Source organism: Photobacterium piscicola (genome assembly GCF_046058925.1).
GTDB classification, from domain to species: domain Bacteria; phylum Pseudomonadota; class Gammaproteobacteria; order Enterobacterales; family Vibrionaceae; genus Photobacterium; species Photobacterium piscicola.
Map to the genome: position 1 here is coordinate 303,953 of NZ_CP175535.1, position 19,038 is coordinate 322,990.

At 37.9% G+C, this 19,038-nt stretch carries 16 protein-coding genes; 11 read left to right on the forward strand and 5 right to left on the reverse strand.

The features are described 5' to 3' along the window. Genes ACJZU6_RS16095 through ACJZU6_RS16115 form a run of 5 tightly spaced genes read left to right on the forward strand, consistent with a single transcriptional unit; the run spans position 1 to position 4,281 of the window. Entirely contained in the window at positions 1–612 is a 612-nt protein-coding gene (locus ACJZU6_RS16095; protein WP_080155431.1) for a DUF3261 domain-containing protein, read from the forward strand. A 17-nt stretch (positions 613–629) separates the two neighbouring features. Next, on the forward strand, positions 630–1,868 hold the full coding sequence (locus ACJZU6_RS16100) for a beta-ketoacyl-[acyl-carrier-protein] synthase family protein (protein WP_408901387.1): 1,239 nt from the start codon (positions 630–632) through the stop codon (positions 1,866–1,868). After that, positions 1,861–2,319: a hotdog family protein gene (locus tag ACJZU6_RS16105; protein WP_408901388.1), complete on the forward strand. Its 459-nt coding sequence runs from the start codon at positions 1,861–1,863 to the stop codon at positions 2,317–2,319. The genes ACJZU6_RS16100 and ACJZU6_RS16105 overlap by 8 nt, the downstream gene beginning before the upstream one ends. A 13-nt stretch (positions 2,320–2,332) precedes the next feature. Continuing rightward, a complete protein-coding gene (locus tag ACJZU6_RS16110; RefSeq protein WP_080155428.1) occupies positions 2,333–3,058 on the forward strand; it encodes a 3-ketoacyl-ACP reductase FabG2 in 726 nt (241 codons plus the stop codon). Then, entirely contained in the window at positions 3,055–4,281 is a 1,227-nt protein-coding gene (locus tag ACJZU6_RS16115) for a beta-ketoacyl-ACP synthase (RefSeq protein WP_107275968.1), read from the forward strand. The genes ACJZU6_RS16110 and ACJZU6_RS16115 overlap by 4 nt, the downstream gene beginning before the upstream one ends. 70 nt (positions 4,282–4,351) lie before the next feature. On the opposite strand, the gene ACJZU6_RS16120 is transcribed toward ACJZU6_RS16115, so the two are convergent. Next, positions 4,352–4,717 (reverse strand): STAS/SEC14 domain-containing protein, encoded by a 366-nt coding sequence (locus ACJZU6_RS16120; protein ID WP_080155426.1) that lies wholly within the window; start codon positions 4,715–4,717, stop codon positions 4,352–4,354. Between the two features lie 1,165 nt (positions 4,718–5,882). On the opposite strand from ACJZU6_RS16120, the gene uhpT reads away from it, so the two are divergent. From uhpT to ACJZU6_RS16135, 3 genes are all read left to right on the forward strand, one after another. After that, positions 5,883–7,271, forward strand: a complete 1,389-nt coding sequence (gene uhpT, locus ACJZU6_RS16125) for a hexose-6-phosphate:phosphate antiporter (protein WP_080155425.1) — start codon at positions 5,883–5,885, stop codon at positions 7,269–7,271. Between the two features lie 376 nt (positions 7,272–7,647). Then, on the forward strand, positions 7,648–9,198 hold the full coding sequence (locus tag ACJZU6_RS16130; RefSeq protein WP_408901389.1) for a DUF1800 family protein: 1,551 nt from the start codon (positions 7,648–7,650) through the stop codon (positions 9,196–9,198). Between the two features lie 5 nt (positions 9,199–9,203). Beyond that, the gene (locus ACJZU6_RS16135; protein ID WP_107275969.1) at positions 9,204–10,538 is read left to right on the forward strand and encodes a DUF1501 domain-containing protein; all 1,335 of its coding nucleotides are present in this window, start codon (positions 9,204–9,206) and stop codon (positions 10,536–10,538) included. A gap of 382 nt (positions 10,539–10,920) precedes the next feature. Here ACJZU6_RS16135 and ACJZU6_RS16140 read toward each other — a convergent pair whose 3' ends face one another. Then, positions 10,921–11,124, reverse strand: coding sequence for a hypothetical protein (locus tag ACJZU6_RS16140; protein WP_080155422.1), 204 nt, complete (start codon positions 11,122–11,124; stop codon positions 10,921–10,923). 589 nt (positions 11,125–11,713) lie between these two features. Between ACJZU6_RS16140 and feoB the strand changes: the two genes are divergently transcribed. Both feoB and ACJZU6_RS16150 read left to right on the forward strand, forming a co-directional pair. After that, entirely contained in the window at positions 11,714–14,044 is a 2,331-nt protein-coding gene (gene feoB, locus ACJZU6_RS16145) for a Fe(2+) transporter permease subunit FeoB (protein ID WP_408901390.1), read from the forward strand. Further along, a complete protein-coding gene (locus ACJZU6_RS16150; RefSeq protein ID WP_408901391.1) occupies positions 14,044–14,295 on the forward strand; it encodes a FeoC-like transcriptional regulator in 252 nt (83 codons plus the stop codon). The genes feoB and ACJZU6_RS16150 overlap by 1 nt, the downstream gene beginning before the upstream one ends. A gap of 84 nt (positions 14,296–14,379) precedes the next feature. On the opposite strand, the gene ACJZU6_RS16155 is transcribed toward ACJZU6_RS16150, so the two are convergent. The 3 genes from ACJZU6_RS16155 to ACJZU6_RS16165 form a co-directional block, all read right to left on the reverse strand. Beyond that, positions 14,380–15,858 (reverse strand): C69 family dipeptidase, encoded by a 1,479-nt coding sequence (locus ACJZU6_RS16155; protein WP_408901392.1) that lies wholly within the window; start codon positions 15,856–15,858, stop codon positions 14,380–14,382. Positions 15,859–16,118: 260 nt separating this feature from the next. Beyond that, complete coding sequence (locus ACJZU6_RS16160; protein ID WP_080155418.1) at positions 16,119–17,318, reverse strand: acetate/propionate family kinase; 1,200 nt, start codon at positions 17,316–17,318, stop codon at positions 16,119–16,121. Positions 17,319–17,810: 492 nt separating this feature from the next. Beyond that, a complete protein-coding gene (locus ACJZU6_RS16165; protein ID WP_080155417.1) occupies positions 17,811–18,488 on the reverse strand; it encodes a CatB-related O-acetyltransferase in 678 nt (225 codons plus the stop codon). Positions 18,489–18,565: 77 nt separating this feature from the next. Here ACJZU6_RS16165 and ACJZU6_RS16170 point away from each other — a divergent pair, with 77 nt between their 5' ends. Then, positions 18,566–19,027 carry a hypothetical protein gene (locus ACJZU6_RS16170; RefSeq protein WP_408901393.1) on the forward strand — a complete coding sequence of 154 codons (462 nt, stop codon included), beginning with the start codon at positions 18,566–18,568 and terminating at the stop codon, positions 19,025–19,027. Positions 19,028–19,038: the final 11 nt, after the last annotated feature.

The window sequence follows — 19,038 nt, forward strand, 5'->3', positions numbered from 1 at the left end:
ATGCAACATTACTGCCTTCATCGTCTTAGTTATCACGGGCTAATAGGGTTACTGAGCGTATTATTAGTCTCAGGGTGTACAACCATACAGGTGCCACAACCAAATCAAGTCAATATTGCGCCCAATACCTTAGTGACCTTACCAACCCCAGCGCAATTAGGCTATTCGCTCACCGCTAGTCAATTGATCACTGCAACATGGCAACAAACCAGCCATCAGTTACCCGTGCAATTACAAGTTACGCCACAAGCATTAGCTCTTGCCGGGTTTTCATCATGGGGCTCACGGATTCTGAGTTTAGATTATACTGACCAACATATTACAACGTATGTGATGCCAGGCTTAGGCTCTACTCTACCCGATCCTAAACAAGTATTGTTCAATATGATGATCACCTTATGGCCACTTGATGCATGGCAACAACCGTTACAACACATAGGCTGGCAATTAAAACAAACCTCACACCAACGTCAACTTATCAACAATAAGGGTGTCGTAGTGGCTGAAATTAATTATCAAAACATCCATCAATTAACGGGAACGATTACGTTTACCCATTACCAGCCTAATTACACCATCACCATAAAAACATTACACTATCAGCGTCAATAACCTCGGTATGAGATTTTATGAAAAATAATCAAACCACAACCCCAGTCTATATTCGCGGCTGTGGTTTTCATTCTGCACTCGGGGCAACAGCTGAACAAATCCAGCACAGTTTAGTGCAAGGATCTAGCCCAGACATGCGCACAATTTCTGGTTGGCTTAATGATGACAGTGAAACGGTTATTGGCCAAGTAACAGCCCCATTAGCTGCCATAAATGAGCAACAATATCCACATCAAAATACGGCTAACAATCGTCTTGCACTGTCAGCATTACAACAAATAAGCTCCCAAATACAGCAAGCGATTATCCAATATGGCGCTGATCGTATCGCCGTGATCATTGGTACAACAACCTCAGGGATCAGTGATGGCGAACACGCATTAGAACAATTAGCAGCACAAGGTCACTTGCCTGAGGATTATCATTATCATCAACAAGAACCAGCGAATACGGGGCAATTCATTGCTGATTATTTTGGTTTAACCGGATTGGTTTACACCATATCAACCGCTTGTTCTTCCAGTGGCCGTAGCTTTTTATCGGCTAAACGCCTCCTCAAATCTGGACTAGCCGATGCCGTCATTGTTGGTGGTGCAGATACCTTATGCCGCCTAACACTTAATGGTTTTCATGGTTTAGATGCGCTCTCTTCTAAACGTTGTAATCCTTTTAGTATGAATCGAGATGGGATTAATATTGGTGAAGCCGCAGCTTTTATGTTGTTAGCACTCACACCTGCTAAAGAGGATAAAAAACAGCAATCATCAATCAAAAAACAATCAAATATTGCTTTTCTAGGCGGCGGCGATAGCTCTGATGCATATCATATTTCAGCCCCACACCCAGATGGTCATGGCGCAGAAATCGCAATGCAAAATGCATTAACAGATGCAGGGTTAACACCAAATGATATTGGTTATATTAATGCTCATGGCACCGCAACACCGTTGAATGATGCTATGGAAGCAAAAGCCATTGCGCGAGTATTTGGTCACCACGTTATGGTCAGTTCAACCAAACCTTTAACGGGACATACACTTGGTGCAGCCAGTGCTGTAGAAGCAGCTATTTGTTGGTATATTCTGGCTTACCAGTTACCGTTACCTGTACAAATCAATGATGATTGCCAAGATCCACAACTGCCGATTACACTCGTAAAACGATCTCAACCTCTAATAACATCGGCAGTCCTCAGTAACTCCTTTGCTTTTGGTGGCAATAACATCAGTTTAATTTTTGGATACGTTAATGACTAATACTCCTCCATTGGCACAATTACTGCCTCATGATACTCCAATGATATTAATTAATGATTTAATCAGTGTTGGGGTAGAAAATGTGCATTGCCAAGTCACAATCAAATCAGATCATCTCTTTTTTGATAACCAGCGCCAAGGTGTTGCGGGTTATGTGGGTATTGAATTAATGGCCCAAACTATTGCAGCTTGGGCGGGTTATCATGCATGGCAACAAGGCAAACCCGCCCCGATTGGATTTTTATTAGGTTGCCGCCGTTATCACAGTGAGTGGCCACAATTTGATAAAGGCTGTGTGCTTGATATTTATGCAGAACGCTTAATTCAAGATGATAATATGGCTGTTTTTAGTTGTACTATCGTCAATCAACAGCAAACCATTGCCAGCAGTCAACTCAATGCGTATCTTCCCTCCCCAGAAAAGATAACAACCCTGCTTACCACTAAATAAATAGGAGTAACTCATGACCCGACAAGTACTGGTAACGGGAGCAAGTAAAGGTATTGGGCGTGCTATCGCCATCCAACTTGCACAAGATGGATTTACTATTGCTGTACATTATATGCGTGATCAAGCAGGTGCAGAATCAACCCTTACAAGCATTATTAATGCCGGTGGTCAGGGGCGAATCATTCAGTTTGATATCAGTGATCGCCAACAATGCCGTCTACATCTTGAACAAGATATAGCACTTCATGGTGCATACTATGGTGTGGTCAGTAATGCAGGCATTACCCACGATACGGCTTTCCCAGCCATGACAGAACAAGAATGGGATGGCGTTATTCATACTAATCTTGATAGTTTTTATAATGTGCTTCATCCATGTGTGATGCCAATGGTACAACTGCGCCAAGGTGGTCGCATTGTAACGCTGTCTTCAGTATCAGGAATGACGGGTAATCGTGGACAAACCAATTACAGTGCGGCTAAAGCTGGTATTATTGGTGCTTCAAAATCACTCGCGCTTGAACTTGCTAAACGTAAAATCACTGTTAACTGTGTTGCTCCAGGCTTAATAGACACCGGCATGGTTGCAGAAGAAGTCAAACAGCATGCATTACCACAAGTGCCTTTACGTCGTATGGGCGATCCACAAGAAGTCGCAGGATTAGTCAGTTATTTAATGTCTGATATTGCGGCTTATGTTACCCGCCAAGTTATTTCTATTAATGGAGGTTTAGTATGAACCGTCGCGTTGTTATCACCGGAATGGCAGGCATCACTGCACTGGGACACGATTGGTTAACCATCGAGAAAAAATTGCGTGAAGGTCAAAATGCAGTGATCTATATGGATGATTACGCTGACTATGATGGCTTAAATACTAAACTTGCTGCTCCAATTGCCGATTTTGAGGTGCCTAAGCATTATACCCGCAAACAACTACGAGCAATGGGCCGAGTATCAAAACTAGCAACAGTCGCCAGTGAAAATGCCCTCATTCAATCTGGTTTAATTGGTGATTCGATTCTCACCAATGGCAGTACAGGTATTGCATACGGATCATCCATTGGTAGCACTCCTGCTATTGGTGCATTTGGCACGATGCTTAACGAAAAAACCACCAAAGAGATCACTGCAACCACTTATGTTCAAATGATGCCACACACGACAGCAGTGAATGTGGGCTTATTTTTTGAATTACGAGGACGTGTGATTCCGACCAGTAGTGCCTGTACTTCTGGCAGTCAAGCGATTGGTTATGCTTATGAAGCGATCAAACATGGCTATCAAACCGTGATGGTTGCGGGTGGTGCAGAAGAATTATGTCCAACAGAATCAGCCGTGTTTGATACCCTCTTTGCAACCAGCCTTAAAAATGAGGCTCCTAAAATGACCCCTCGTCCATACGATGCTGATCGTGATGGATTAGTCATTGGTGAAGGGGCCGGCTCTCTCGTATTAGAAGAATACCAACATGCAGTCAATCGAGGTGCCACAATTTTTGCTGAAGTGGTTGGATTTGCAACCAATTGTGATGCAACCCATATAACCCAGCCACAACAACAAACCATGCAACAATGTATGGCAATGGCCTTAGAGCAAGCACAACTACAACCACAAGATATCGGTTATATTTCAGCGCATGGCACAGCAACAGAAAAAGGTGACATTGCAGAAAGCCAAGCAACAGCCAATATATTTAGCAATAAAACCCCGATCAGTAGCTTAAAAAGTTATTTTGGTCATACACTTGGTGCCTGTGGTGCAATTGAAGCATGGCTAAGCATAGAAATGATGAACAATGGCTGGTTTAATCCAACCCTCAACCTAGACACTCCAGATCCACGCTGTGGTGAGCTTGATTATATTCAAGGTCAAGGTAGAAATATTGATTGTCGCTATATCATGAGTAATAACTTTGCCTTTGGTGGCATTAATACTTCATTGATTTTTAAACGTTTATAACAAGATCCCTTGGTACTGTCATAAGTGTTTTGACTACTGATACCAAGGGGGATTTTTAGTTACATAAGATTTATTGTAACTGCAAGAACGTGATCGCTTGTGGTTTTTCAGCAAAAGTAAAGTATTGAATGTCGATATCACTAAATAGTGCATCTTCAACCTTAACCACTTTTTCAATCCAACTCGCATCAGCAACCACAGCAACTTGCTTAATATGTTTCATGCCGGCATGAACAAGATATTTCAATTCCTCGACAATTGCTGCTAACTCAATTCCAGAAAAGCTTTCAATTTCTTCATAGATCACAATTCCACCATGATCGACTGTTTTCGCCTCTGCATCCATTAACACACGTTTCATATCATCTTCTGTTACTTTACCTGATAACGTAAAAGCAACCGCATTATCAATGCCAATATCAATCATCGTTAACATCTAAAATTCCTTATTCAATATTACGTCAATTAGCACACGACTGTTTAGTTACTATGCACTTTTATTGCCGCCGCTTCAGCTACTAAGGCCAGATCTTTACTCAATATGACATTGCAACAATAACAGTCATGATTAACTAACATAAAATAGTTACCCACTTTTTTTGTGGATAACATTAATTTATATTTAAATATCAATACCATAATATTTTCAACAATAAACGACAGAAAATAAAAAAGCCGCACTATACAAGTGCGGCTGGGATGTTGCACTTAATGTACTTACACAGCACATCAAGTTTGTTACGCTTCGTCACTCATTACGTTGAGCTTGGCGTGTCCGATAACTATGTATGGACCGATATTTTGACGAAGAAGCAAGATTTTTACGGTATTACTATCCAAATTGTTAACAACTAAGAGTGTTACCTTAGAAGCTTTTACGTATTTCACTTACTGTTACGCGTTGCAACTTGATTGCTATTAATAACGGGTTGAATAGGTCTACTAATAACAACCGGAACCTGAATCCCTAAGTTAGATGAAAACAGCTTCTTTCCTCCGTAAGCTCGATAATATATCTCAGTTCAGGTTAATTAAACTATGGTAGATAAATCGAAAATAGGCAAATTTAAAGATGTGATCTTTATCAAAGATCACTAACAATAAGCGCTCTCTTTTTATATTTACAAAGACAATCAATACCCTAGTATTTTAAAAAAAATAACAACCAACCATCCTCTACTATAAATTGAATTTTCATTTAAATTATTGATAATTTTATTTGCACTGTGTTTTTAATTTTATTATCAATATTATTTTTCTAGTTTAAAATAGAAAAGAAGAAAAATAATTCAGTTACAATCTAATTAACTATAATTATTTTACCCCATACTATTTTCAATAAATTAATATTATTTTATTGATTTCTATAAAAACACAATCATAATGAAAGAGTTAAATAACCCTTCATTGCCACACCAAAAATGCAACCAAAGATTTCACTGTAAATATCAAAAAACGTGATCTAACTTTGAGATTTAAAATTCCATAAAAAAACTAGGAAAAATTCTTAATCCATTTAAGTGTATCATCGGTATGGTCTCGCCATAGTGATTTGTCTTATTCAGTACAAATCTGATTTAAGCCCTAACGAGATTCAACCGATGGAATTATCAATACTTCAACGAGTCCGCAAACCCACGCTTGACCTATCGCCAAAAGAACGTCGTAAACTCTGGTTTTCTCCTTTTCTAAAGTCCTATTTAGTAGTTTTCGTTAGTTATATGGCCATGTATTTGGTCCGTAAAAACTTCAATATTGCCCAGAATGATATGATTTCTGACTACGGCATGAGTTTAACTCAGCTTGGTACTATCGGCCTTGGATTTTCAATCACTTATGGTGTTGGTAAAACAGTTTTAAACTATTGGTCTGGCGGTAAGAATGCAAAAAACATTCTTCCTTTAGGTCTCCTATTATCAGGTTTTTGTATTCTGGGTATGGGCTTAGTCATGGGACCAAGTTCTAGCCAATTTATTATGATGACCATCCTTTATGCGGCATCAGGCTTTTTCCAGTCAGGTGGTGGTTCAAACTCAGTAGTGACTATTACTAACTGGACTCCACGTAATCGTCGTGGTCTAGGTGTTGGCTTCTGGAACATCTCACATAACGCAGGTGGTGCATTAGCAGCCGCTGTAGCTATGTTTGGTGCTGATTACTTTTTTGGTGGCGATGTAAAAGGGATGTTCATCTTCCCTGCCGTTATCGCTATCATTATTGCGATCATCGGCTTCTTTATGGGCAACGATAGCCCAGAAGCTTATGGTTTAGGTACTGTAGAAGAAATTTTCGAAGAACCAATTTCAGAAGAAGATAATGCAGTTAAAGAAAACAAATTAACTAAAATGGAAATTTTTAAGAAATATGTTCTCTTTAATAAAGTTATCTGGATCCTTTGTTTTGCAAACGTCTTCCTTTATATCGTACGTAGCGGTATCGACCAATGGTCAACAGTTTACGCACACCAAATTTTAGGTTTCTCTAAAGATGTTGCAAACTCCGGCTTTACCATGTTTGAAATTGGAGCATTAGTCGGTACCTGTTTATGGGGCTTACTGTCAGACTTATTTAATGGTCGTCGTGGCGCTGTATCTTGTGTTGCTTTGATCGGTATTGTATTTACTCTAGGTTACTACCAACACGCAGACTCTATTTTTGCTTATAAAGCATCACTATTTGCTTTAGGTTTCTTAGTATTTGCACCTCAACTTCTTATTGGTGTTGCAGCAATCGGTTTTGTACCAAAACAAGGCCTAGCGGCAGCTGACGGGGTTAAAGGTACGTTTGCTTACCTAATTGGTGACTCATTTGCAAAAATTGGTCTTGGTTATATTGCTGAAGGTAACCCTTTCTTTGGCCTTGATGGTTGGACTGGTACCTTTGCGGCAATTAAAGCTGCTGCAATTGCTTGTTGTGTATTAATGGCACTTGTTGCTTTATTTGAAGAAATTAAAATAAGAAAACTAGCACAGCAACCTGCTGCACATTAATAATATTAATGACATTAAAAAACCCTTATAATTAAATAAATTATGAGGGTTTTTTATTATTCATAAAAAGACAAATAGAGCTATTATTCTAATTAATAATTTAGTTAATAAGGAGCTAATATAAAAAAAACCCTTTTGCATAAGCATTAGAGCACCTACCTAAAATATAAATAAAAAATGATCAACAGCACTAATTTTAAGATCTACTTATAGTAACCATTAATATCCGCCCATATATTAGTACAAAAAGTCAGTTATATGTCAGCATTTAAAGGCATCCATTCCTTAGTGAAATATATATAGTATTATCATCTCGAAAGAATCCATATACTTCACTAATAAGATTGATACAAAATAAGTATCAACTGGAATAATTATGACAGACACTAGAATATACAGCGCAGACCGCCGTCAATGCGCAAAATTTCTTTATCGTGGTTCGTTCGGACCTAAAAAAGGACAAATAGATCAACTCCAAAAAAATGGCTTTGATGCTTGGTTTGATGACCAATTTTCAATACCGCCTACTTATCATTTACCAAAACTGAAAGCCCTTTTTAACACGACAAGTTACAGTCATCCACAAGACGACATGCGCCAAGGTATATGGTGGCAATGTACAGTTACAGGTGAAGATCAACTTCGTCAACGTATGGCTTATGCATTAAGTCAATTATTTGTTGTCTCTTCCCATGGGGTTGGATCGGTAAATGATGGCTTAGCGAATTATTACGATATGCTGGTTACACATGCATTTGGTAATTTTCGTGATTTATTTAAAGCCGTTACAATTAGCCCAATGATGGGTCGATATTTAACATTATCAGGCAGTAAAAAACACGATCCCAAAAACAATACTTTTCCTGATGAAAATTTTCCACGTGAATGCATGCAATTATTCACCATAGGATTATGGCAGCTTAATAATTATGGTGAGCCGATTCTTGATGATAATGGCAATAAAATTCCCACTTATGATCAAGATGATGTTGAAAACATGTCACGTCTACTTTGTGGCTGGTATATCAATTATCCTCATTGGCAACATGACTGGATCAATCCAATGTTGGCAGATAATAGCCAACATGATATGGATGAAAAAATCGTTATGGGCACACATTTCCCTGCAGGACAAGATATCCATCAAGATCTTGATGCGGTAGTTGATATGCTGTTTAACCACAATAATACCCCTGTATTTATTGCGACACACCTGATTAAACGATTTGTAACCAGTAACCCCAATCGTAATTATATAAAGCGTATAGCTGAAGTCTTTATTGATAATGGCAACGGCATTCGTGGCGATTTACAAGCAACAATTAAAGCAGTATTAACCGATCCTGACGTTTTTGCTGGCTTAGCCAATGCTGCTGGACAGGGAACCCAAGGTGAACATCAACATTTTGGCTTACTAAAAGAACCCTTAATTGTGGTTGCGAACCAATTACGTGCGCTTAACATGCAGGCTGCAGGAGATCATTGGTGGGACACCCAATGGGCTGAAGTAACTTATGGTCAAGCAGCATTGAGTGCTGAAACGGTGTTTAATTTTTATAAACCAACAGATGCCCCTCAAGGTGAAATTGCTGACTTAGGTCTTACCGCTCCTGAGTTTACCATTATAACCGCTGACATTATGCGCAAAACGCATAATAGAATATGGTACAACCTCTTAAAATGGAACAAAACTGACTATAAAGAATGGCACTGGGATCGAACTGATTTTCATGACATTTCAATGGGCACCACTGAATATGTTGCACTAATTAATGAACGTTTTTTCGGCGGTCTAATGTCAAAAAGCCTTCAAAACTATATGTATAAAACGTTATCAAGCCACTCTGCGCCTTACCAGCTCAGAACCCGTTATCTTAATGCTATATACATTGCAACAACGGCTCCTGAATTCTTTTGTGAAGGTTAATTAAAATGAAATTATCACGTCGACATTTTTTAAAAACCACGGCCGTTGTTAGTGCAACTACTTTATCCACATCAGCACTGGCATCATCAATAATACCAACAAACAATAGTCAATCATCAGAGAATACGAATAAAGCATTAGTTTGTGTCTTTCTCTTGGGTGGTAATGATGCCTATAATATGATCGTACCAACGCCTGGATGTGCTGCTTATCAGGATTACCAAGCTGCTCGACCAAAAATGAAGTTAAATAAAGATCAGTTAAGTGATCTAAATCTAACCACGACTAATGGTATACCACTAAGTATTAATAATAATATGACGTCGTTATTACCATTATTTGCATCAGGTAATGCAGCGGCCATTATTAACTCTGGTCAGTTAGTTCAACCAACAACTCGCGATGATATAAGTAATCGCCGTGTCACATTGCCACAATTTTTGATGGCACATAACCAACAACAAGATCTATGGCAATTGGGTGCTGAAAACCTAGGTGATGCTTATGGTTGGGCTGGAAAAATGATGGATATGCTTGGTGCTACTGGCAGTTTATCCCCCCTAATTTCAGTAAACCAAGGTCAAAAATTACTACGAAACAAAAAATCGCAACAAACAGTTATTAATGGTAAAGGTGCAGGAACATACTCAGGCTGGAATGAAGAACAGCGCCTTGACGGGTATTTCTCTCACTTCACACAACGTCAATATGACAACATTTATATGCGCAACTATGCGAGTGCAATGTCTCGTAATGTTTCTGAAAATGAAGCCATTAAAACGATTCTATCCAAACACCCTAATAGCGAAACTTACCCTGAATCTGATTTAGCTCAACAACTCAGTATGGTAAGTCGTCTGATTAAAGCACGTGACGATATGCACCAACAACAGCAAGTGTTCTTTGTTGGTCTAAATGGCTTTGATACTCATCAATTCCAACAACGGGATCATCCTAAACTGCTGAAACAAGTCAGTGATGCATTAAGTGCTTTTAACACTGATATGATAGATTCTGGCCTTAATGATCAAGTGACGTGTGTCACCATGTCTGATTTTGGTCGCCGTTTACAAGCAAATGCCAGTGGTACTGATCATGGTTGGGCGGGACATCAAATCGTAACGGGAGGTGCCGTGCGTGGTAAAGCTGTTTATGGTGAATGGCCGCAATTAACCGCCGATAGCCAGCATAATTATAATAATGGTCGTATTATTCCAACAATTGCAGCAGACCAAGTCAATGCTTCATTATGCCGTTGGCTTGGTTTATCTGAAGCACAAATACTATCAATATTCCCTAATTTAACTAACTTTAACTCACCTTATATCGAATTCATTTAACGATATAAAAATAATACTAAATGTCGAGCCGAATTATCGGCTCGGCTTTTTTATGCTTTAATTGCCTTAACATGCACAGGAATACCACGCGCAGTATTAAGTTAAAATATTAACCCCCTTTTATATAAAAGCGTCAACACTAATAATGATACCCACAATACAATTAATAATTATTAACATAGCACTGTAATATTTAAGCACTGACAATTAACATAGATAGAAGAAGAATAACTAATTCAATCTAAATACATTGTAACAAACCAGTTACTGAGTATAAAAAGAGAGATAATTTCGACCGATATAAATATACAATCAACACAATAGAGCAAAAAATTATATATACAGCCATAAATATCTTATGGCTGATTTTAGTGATAAAAAATTAAACATTAGATGATTCAATACTCATCTGAAGTACATCTTCACCAGCAACAGCAAAATGTAGCTCAATACCACCTTTTGACGTTATGTTTTTTATTAACTTAATATCATGTTGACTATATTGCTTTAAAACAAGTTCGTGAAGTTCAGAAATTAATTTTTCTTTATCCACAACAGCTGCTTTTTTCTTGCTTTCAAACCACATATAAACATTTCACATACTGATTATAAACACAGTGATAATAAACCAGAACTCTCGTTTTCAGTAGCATATAACCGCTACTAAATATTAATCAGATCACAAAGATAATGATAAAAAATAACATTTGAGTCATTTATTGGCCATTTATCTTAAAGAGTGATTTTCTGAAGTCATAAGACTTATCTTAAAGGCGAGTCATCATGACATTTCAATAATGTAATTTTAGGTTACCATTTCCATTTACAACAGCCTTAAATATCAACAGATAAATATTCTAACTATCGATATAATTACACTTACTTGTTATTAAGAAGCATATAGTTTCTCGTACTAACAATAAAATATCATTAAAATAAACTTATGATTAATATATAAAAGTTAACACTATTGTTAAATGGTAATAATTAAAATTACAGACTTACTCACTAATAAAAAATAATATTTGACGATAGCTATCAAGCCCGATATAAATGTAATTGATTTTTATTTACATTTATAATTCATTATAAAATTAATAACATTAATATACTTTTAATCTCACATTTAATTAGTGATTTCTTTCTATTATCATATTCTGTTCGGAGAAATAATAATGGCAAATAGTATTGCCTTATTGGGAAACCCAAACTGCGGTAAAACCACATTATTTAACATTTTAACTGGTTCAAGACAACGTACAGGTAATTGGGCGGGTGTAACCGTTGATAAAAAAGAAGGTGTTTATCACTACCACAACCAAACTATCACGGTGATAGATTTACCGGGTATTTATTCTATGAGTTCCTTTGATGAACAAGGATCACTTGATGAACAAATTGGGTGTGAATATATTTTAAGTGGTGAAGCAGATCTTGTGGTTAATATTGTTGATGCCGCTAATATTGAGCGAAACCTTTATCTGACATTACAATTACTTGAAATGAATGTGCCCTGTCTGGTTGTACTTAATATGCTAGACATTGCCCGTCAAAAAAATATTCTTATTGATAGTGAAAAATTATCCGCTCAACTTGGTTGCCCTGTAGTTAGTTTAATTGCCAATAAAAATAAAGGTATCGAGCCATTAAAAGCAGCAATAGAAAAACAACTTATTACGCCTCAGTTATCTCAATTTAAAACAAAGTTTCCAGCACCGTTACATCAAGCTATCACACAATTAGCAGCCGATATCCCTGATACATTAATTGCAGATAACAATAAAGAATGGTTGGCATTAAGATTACTAGAATCAGATATTTCAGCACAACATCATGTAATTAATACGAATATTCCAAATCGTGTAACACACTACCAACATACACTTTATCAAACATACCATGAACATGCTGATTTATTAATTGCCGACTCTCGCTATCAAACTGTCGCTACTCTCGTCAATCAATGTGCTTCCCATGAACAAGCGACTCAACACAAATTAACTCAATGGATCGATTCAATAGTGTTGAATCGTTATTTAGGGTTACCGATCTTTTTGTTCGTCATGTATTTAATGTTTTGGTTTGCAATTAATATAGGTGGTGGGCTCCAACCTATTTTTGATCAAGGTTCAGCTGCAATCTTCATTCACGGTACAGCGTGGCTATGCCAATATCTCGGTTTGCCTATTTGGCTAACAGCCATTTTATCACAGGGACTTGGCGGCGGTATCAATACTGTAATGCCTTTTATCCCTCAAATAGGGTTAATGTTCTTATATCTTTCTGTATTAGAAGACAGTGGATATATGGCGCGAGCGGCTTTTGTTATCGACCGTTTGATGCAGTCAATAGGCTTACCCGGTAAATCATTTGTGCCACTCATTGTTGGCTTTGGTTGTAATATTCCATCAATCATGGCTTCGCGTACGCTTGAAACACCAAGAGACCGTATTCTCACCTCAATGATGGCGCCTTTTATGTCTTGTGGTGCTCGACTGGCTATTTTTGGCGTTTTTTCTGCTGCTTTTTTTCAAGGTATGGGCAGCTTGATCGTGTTCTCACTCTACTTGTTAGGTATTTTAGTGGCAGTACTAACGGGTTTTATATTAAAGAAAACGTTATTAACCGGCGAACCATCACCTTTTATCATGGAATTACCAACGTACCATGTGCCTAGTGTTAAAACGACCTTAATCCATAGCTGGAGCCGTCTTCGTGGCTTTTTAGTCAAAGCATGTCGACTAATTATTCCCATTTGTATGATTGTGATGGCACTCAATAGCATTACATTTTCTGGTCGAGTTATTGAACCTGGACAACAGCAACAATCTGCATTATCAGATATTGGTCGTTGGGTCACACCCGTGTTATCGCCACTTGGTGTCAACCAACAAAATTGGCCTGCAAGTGTTGGCTTATTAACAGGCTTCTTAGCTAAAGAAGTCGTTGTTGGTACACTTAACACCCTTTATAGCGCTGAATTAGCCAATAAGCAGCTTATTAACGGTTCCCAATCTTTCAATTTATCCGCAGAATTAAAAACCGCATGGCAAGATACTATTAATGGTGTCGTGAATAGTTTTTCATTAACCACATTGAAAAACCCGATCAAAGCCAGTGAAGCTGATGGCACGATGAATACAACAGCTATGGGGCAAATGCAGCATCAATTTGGATCTATGGTCGGTGCGTACGCATATTTAATCTTTGTTTTATTATATGTACCTTGCGTATCAACCATCGGGGTTATTGCTAAAGAAATTGGACGCAACTGGGCTTGGTTTTCTACTTTCTGGGGAATCGCAGTGGCTTATGCATTAGCTATCAGTTTTTACCAAAGCGCGACCTTTATGGCACATCCAACCGCCACCATCGGTTGGGTAGTTTTTGCAATATTACTCGTCACTAGCTTCATTATTGGGATTCGTTATTTAAGTCACAAAGTTGACTGGCAAATGTCAATTCCAACCACAGTCCCACAACATAAAAGTGGAGGCTGTCACTAATGGTATCCTTAATTGCAATAAGAAATGCCGTGCGAACAGCAAGGATTATTTCACTGACTCAACTCAGCCAGCAATTTGACAGTGAACCACAATGGCTATTAATTTTACTTGATGATTTAATTAAAAGAGGAAAAATAGAACGTTGTGAAGTGATGAAAACCTGTAGTCAAGAATGCCAAGGGTGCCAAACAACAACGCTCGACATAACTTATCGCTGGTGTGATGAGCAAATCGCGATTGCTAATATTTAACGGCCTATTTAGACGTTAACATTAACCTAAAAGACCACTTCATTATGAATGACAGTGGTCTTTTAAATTATGTCTCTGTGTTTATTACGCCCCAGAAAAATTATATAACTTATCCGTTTCAATCGTTAATAACGTAAACAATTCATTGGTTAATTCTTCTGTCAATGCTAGCGCTAATGCTAATATTTCATGTTCAAAAGTATTAATACGTTCAATTGCTTGTTGAGGATGAAGAACATACAACGCTAGATATTCAGCTTCCATCTGCTGCTGTTTATGGGCTGTTTGTTGCTCGAAATCATGGTAAGCCAGCTGCACAACAGGGGCAAACTTATTCCAATCCATCATTGCTAATGTTTGTAGTTTACGGAACTTCCAATATGCAGAATGGCTATCTGCTGTATTTTCACCAATCGTGAGTACTTCAGGTACAGATGTCATGCCTTGATAAAAAGGTAAATACACACTAAGTGCCGTCATTCCATAAGCTATATATTGTACCTCACCAATCGCAATGGGTAACTGGGGCCGAACGTGTAATACGTGAGAATGCTCAGTACGAAAAACAGCTATCGGACGGTAAGAATCATTAGGATTACAATGAGCATAAGCGTCATGATCCGTCGCCTGATAGTGGTTACGTAAACCTAGCATGACATCATATACACTCAGTTTATACTTAGGTGTTAAATAAACAGGAAACGTTGCGCCTTGATCTATTTTAGTTGTTAGACCATCAGTATAGAGGTGTTGTAATGTCCATACCCGTGGGTAATTATATGTTTTATCATGCTCAATATCTTGAGAATAAGCACAATGAAAATTAAAGACACCACGATTTTCAGCCGACGGTAATTGGTGTTTTTTAGCGAATTCAACTAACCCAGCAGAAGCCATAAAATCGGGATGATCGGCAATATAATCAACTAATCGACCTTGATTAGCAGAAACAAAATATTTATCTGCTGGAATTTTAGCCGCCATCCAATGATGCCCACTACCGGTTTCTAAATACCAAATACCCTCTTTATCAACAAACGCAACGCCAAACCCCTCAGCAGTACCTTGCGTTTCAATAATATGACCAAGTAAAGCTACACCTTCTTGCGCACTATGTACTCGCGGCAAGATAACATTCACAATCGCATCTTCACCAATACCGGTGGCAATAACATAGGGATCAATGGCTAACACTTGTGCATTATTAAACACCGTTTCCGTTGCTGTCATACCAACGCCAGCAGAATTAAATCCAGCCGCACCAAAACTAGTACCATTGGTATCAAAATCAGAGTTTGAAGTATATTGCAGCGCATTTTTAGCTGCTGGATAGGTGAAATTATTCCCCATAGATCCGATGGAATGGAAATCTTGACGTTGTAAGGCTTCAGCTGGATGAAAATTAAAGAGTTTAGCGTTGATCGCTTCATGATCCTCATTACGAGCAATAATAAAAGATCCATCGATGGTGACTTGATTACCCACTAAAATTGTAGTGCAAGCACTTGTCGCTGATGTTGTTGTGTCTTTGTTATTAGGATATGTTGAAGAAGATTGTTTCATTAGCAGCTATCCAACGCATAAAATATTCCCTCACTGTATACGATGAAAACCCGTCATGTTTGTGATCATAGTCACAATTGATCTTTCTTTTATTTGTTTCTCTTTTTACATTTATGGATTAAAAACTAGAGCATGAATATGCTTATTACAAGGTAAAACGGCTTTGAGCATATGCCCAAAGCCGTTTTCCTGTTCACTATATTCTGCGTTCCACTTCAGAATATCACCTTAGCGTTCCGTCTAAGGTGGTTTGCAACTACTTATGCTTCAGCATTTAGCAGTGCTAGCGATTGCTGTGCAATCACAAACTCTTCATTGGTCGGAATCACCATTGCTAATGGTGTATTTTCCTGACTAATAATACCTTCAGCGCCAAAACGTGCAGCTTCATTACCAGCAACGTCTTCACGGTATCCAAAAATTTTCAATAAACGCATAATTTCACGGCGTACAGGTAAAGAGTTTTCACCAATACCACCAGTAAAGATAATGCCGTCTAATTCATCTAATGCAACCATGTATGAAGCAATGTATTTTGCCGCACGGTAACAGAAAACTTCAAACGCAAGTTTAGCGTCATGATTACCCGCTTCCATCGCTTCAATAATGCCACGACAATCGCTGGTTAAACCTGAAACCCCTAAGAAACCAGAGTTACTCACTAGTTCTTCATGTAAACGCTCTTGCGTCCAACCTTTCTTCAATAAATACTCAAGAATACTTGGATCAATATCACCACAACGCGTTCCCATCATAAGACCAGCAAGCGGGGTGAAACCCATTGAAGTATCAATACTCTCACCATTTTTAACCACACATACAGATGCGCCATTACCAAGGTGAACTGAAATAAAGCTTGATGCTTCAACAGGTTTATTTATGCGTTTTGCCGCTTCACGAGTAACGTAATAGTGGCTTGTACCATGTGCACCATAACGACGAATATTATATTGCTGACACACTTCTTTAGAAATTGCATAGGTGTATGCTTTTTCTGGCATCGTCTGGTGGAAAGCGGTATCAAACACTGCAAACTGTGACAATGTTGGAAAAGCTTTTGCTGCTGCTCGCATACCTAATACATGGGCAGGATTATGTAACGGAGCTAAATCGCTCAACGCTTCAATATCAGCCATGACTTGATCATCAACATGAACAGTACAATTGAATTTAGTTCCACCATGTACCACACGGTGACCAATTGTTACGATGTCGTCTTTCATACCAAGTTCATCAACTAAAGCAACAATACGATCAATTGCTTGTTGATGATGCCCGTTAAGGCCATTAAGTTTGAATTCTTGCTTTTCACCGTTCACTTTCCAACTAACAACGGCTTCAGGAAGATTAAAACACTCACCAAGACCACTTAACGTAGCTTCACCGGTTACCGTATCAATCAATGCAAATTTAAGTGAAGAACTACCAGAATTGATTACAAGAACTAAAGAATTGCTCATGGTTATCTCATCAGAATATTTAAGGGCGAATTTCGGATTTATTAACAACATCCAGTTTTATATTTACTCAGTTCAATGCGCGTAATAATCATTCAACTCAGTAAGTATGTTATAACCCATACTACTCAATTTTTTTTTAATGTCTCAACTTTTGTTTCAAAAACCACTTAAAAATTTAAATTTTACTGGTTTAGATCAATTTAAAGACTAAAAATCGATTTAATTCGCATAAATCCGCACCATTTAATCAAATTAAGTTGAATGTCACATGTGAATTTTTTCATATTCCAAGCTTTCACTAGGAGTAATATGTGACATATCAATCAAAAAGTTCAAATAAGCATCATATTAAGCAACATTATTTCAATTGGAAGAGAGTATAGACTTAATGAAAATAATGTTATCAGTTATGCATTCTCGCAGCGAATACTAAATAGTAAGAAAACATTACCGGTCACAAACAAATTCGCTTTTTTAATAATGAATAACAAATTATTCATCTATTGACGGGTTATCCATTGTTATATAATAATCGTAAAGACGATCGATATCAGCACTACACATTATCGCCATTGCTGCTTTCAATTGTGTTTGTGACCAATACCACCACTGCATTTCAAGTAGTTGCTTGATGTGTGATGAGGTGAATCGTTTTTTAACGCACCGTCCTGGATTACCAACAACAATCGAATATGGTTCGACATCTTTAGTAATCACTGCTCGTGTTCCAATCACGGCCCCATCACCAATAGTAACACCCGGCATAATCACGCATTCAGCGCCAAGCCAAACATCATTACCAATAACAGTATTCCCCGCTCGTTCAAAGCCACTTTTTACCCCATCACCAAATTCTGCAAAATCAAATGGAAATGATGAGATCCAATCATGTCGATGACCTTGATTCCCAGCCATCATAATAACAACCCCACTGGCAATTGAACAAAAACGGCCAATAATAAGCTTATCGACTTCACCAAAAATACCCGATTGCCATACTTCATTACTTGATTTATCCCCTAGCAAATAATGAACGCATTGATCTTCAAAATGATGTTGATGGTAGTAACCTGAATAGTAACTATAATCACCCACTTCTATATTAGGATTAGTAATATGTTGCTTAATTTCATAACCGCCAATCCAAGATGGAAAAATACTCAACGCCATATCTCATCTCCTTGATACTCAACATTCACCACAAAACAGCATATTATAGATAAAATTCTCATCATAATGGATTAACTATGACACTTAATCAGTTACACAATGCTTACTTAGGTGAGCTTTATGGTATTAGTTTTTTTACCACATTTATTGAACAGTATAGTGACCCTCGCCATAACAACAAATGGCAGGCTTTATTAGAGGTTGAAATTATAACAGCTAAAGAACTGAAACTTGCATTAATACCTTTAGGGATAACATGTCCAGATTACGATCAAAAGATGGCACAACAAGGTATAGAGGATGCTAATAAATGGATTCACCTGCCATGGACGGCACTCATTGATACGATGGTTGTTTGGGTTGCCCCTTACCAGCAACGCTATCAACAGCAATCTGATAATGCTCAACAATACCACGAATTATTTAATTTAATTGCTGACCATGAAAATGCTATTTATGATTTTTTAGTTGCAGAACAAGCCCATTCACCGAATAGCCTACAAATATTACAGCACTTTATTGATAATCATACGCTATAACGAGAACATAA

Bases quoted from the DNA above. Each gene is read 5' to 3' on its own strand.
- ACJZU6_RS16105 (WP_408901388.1), top strand. From the start codon at position 1,861: ATGACTAATACTCCTCCATTGGCACAATTACTGCCTCATGATACTCCA.
- ACJZU6_RS16150 (WP_408901391.1), top strand. From the start codon at position 14,044: ATGGTATCCTTAATTGCAATAAGAAATGCCGTGCGAACAGCAAGGATT.
- ACJZU6_RS16165 (WP_080155417.1), bottom strand. From the start codon at position 18,488: ATGGCGTTGAGTATTTTTCCATCTTGGATTGGCGGTTATGAAATTAAG.
- ACJZU6_RS16155 (WP_408901392.1), bottom strand. From the start codon at position 15,858: ATGAAACAATCTTCTTCAACATATCCTAATAACAAAGACACAACAACA.
- uhpT (WP_080155425.1), top strand. From the start codon at position 5,883: ATGGAATTATCAATACTTCAACGAGTCCGCAAACCCACGCTTGACCTA.
- ACJZU6_RS16095 (WP_080155431.1), top strand. From the start codon at position 1: ATGCAACATTACTGCCTTCATCGTCTTAGTTATCACGGGCTAATAGGG.
- ACJZU6_RS16115 (WP_107275968.1), top strand. From the start codon at position 3,055: ATGAACCGTCGCGTTGTTATCACCGGAATGGCAGGCATCACTGCACTG.
- ACJZU6_RS16120 (WP_080155426.1), bottom strand. From the start codon at position 4,717: ATGTTAACGATGATTGATATTGGCATTGATAATGCGGTTGCTTTTACG.
- ACJZU6_RS16130 (WP_408901389.1), top strand. From the start codon at position 7,648: ATGACAGACACTAGAATATACAGCGCAGACCGCCGTCAATGCGCAAAA.
- ACJZU6_RS16135 (WP_107275969.1), top strand. From the start codon at position 9,204: ATGAAATTATCACGTCGACATTTTTTAAAAACCACGGCCGTTGTTAGT.
- ACJZU6_RS16110 (WP_080155428.1), top strand. From the start codon at position 2,333: ATGACCCGACAAGTACTGGTAACGGGAGCAAGTAAAGGTATTGGGCGT.
- ACJZU6_RS16160 (WP_080155418.1), bottom strand. From the start codon at position 17,318: ATGAGCAATTCTTTAGTTCTTGTAATCAATTCTGGTAGTTCTTCACTT.
- ACJZU6_RS16100 (WP_408901387.1), top strand. From the start codon at position 630: ATGAAAAATAATCAAACCACAACCCCAGTCTATATTCGCGGCTGTGGT.
- ACJZU6_RS16170 (WP_408901393.1), top strand. From the start codon at position 18,566: ATGACACTTAATCAGTTACACAATGCTTACTTAGGTGAGCTTTATGGT.
- feoB (WP_408901390.1), top strand. From the start codon at position 11,714: ATGGCAAATAGTATTGCCTTATTGGGAAACCCAAACTGCGGTAAAACC.
- ACJZU6_RS16140 (WP_080155422.1), bottom strand. From the start codon at position 11,124: ATGTGGTTTGAAAGCAAGAAAAAAGCAGCTGTTGTGGATAAAGAAAAA.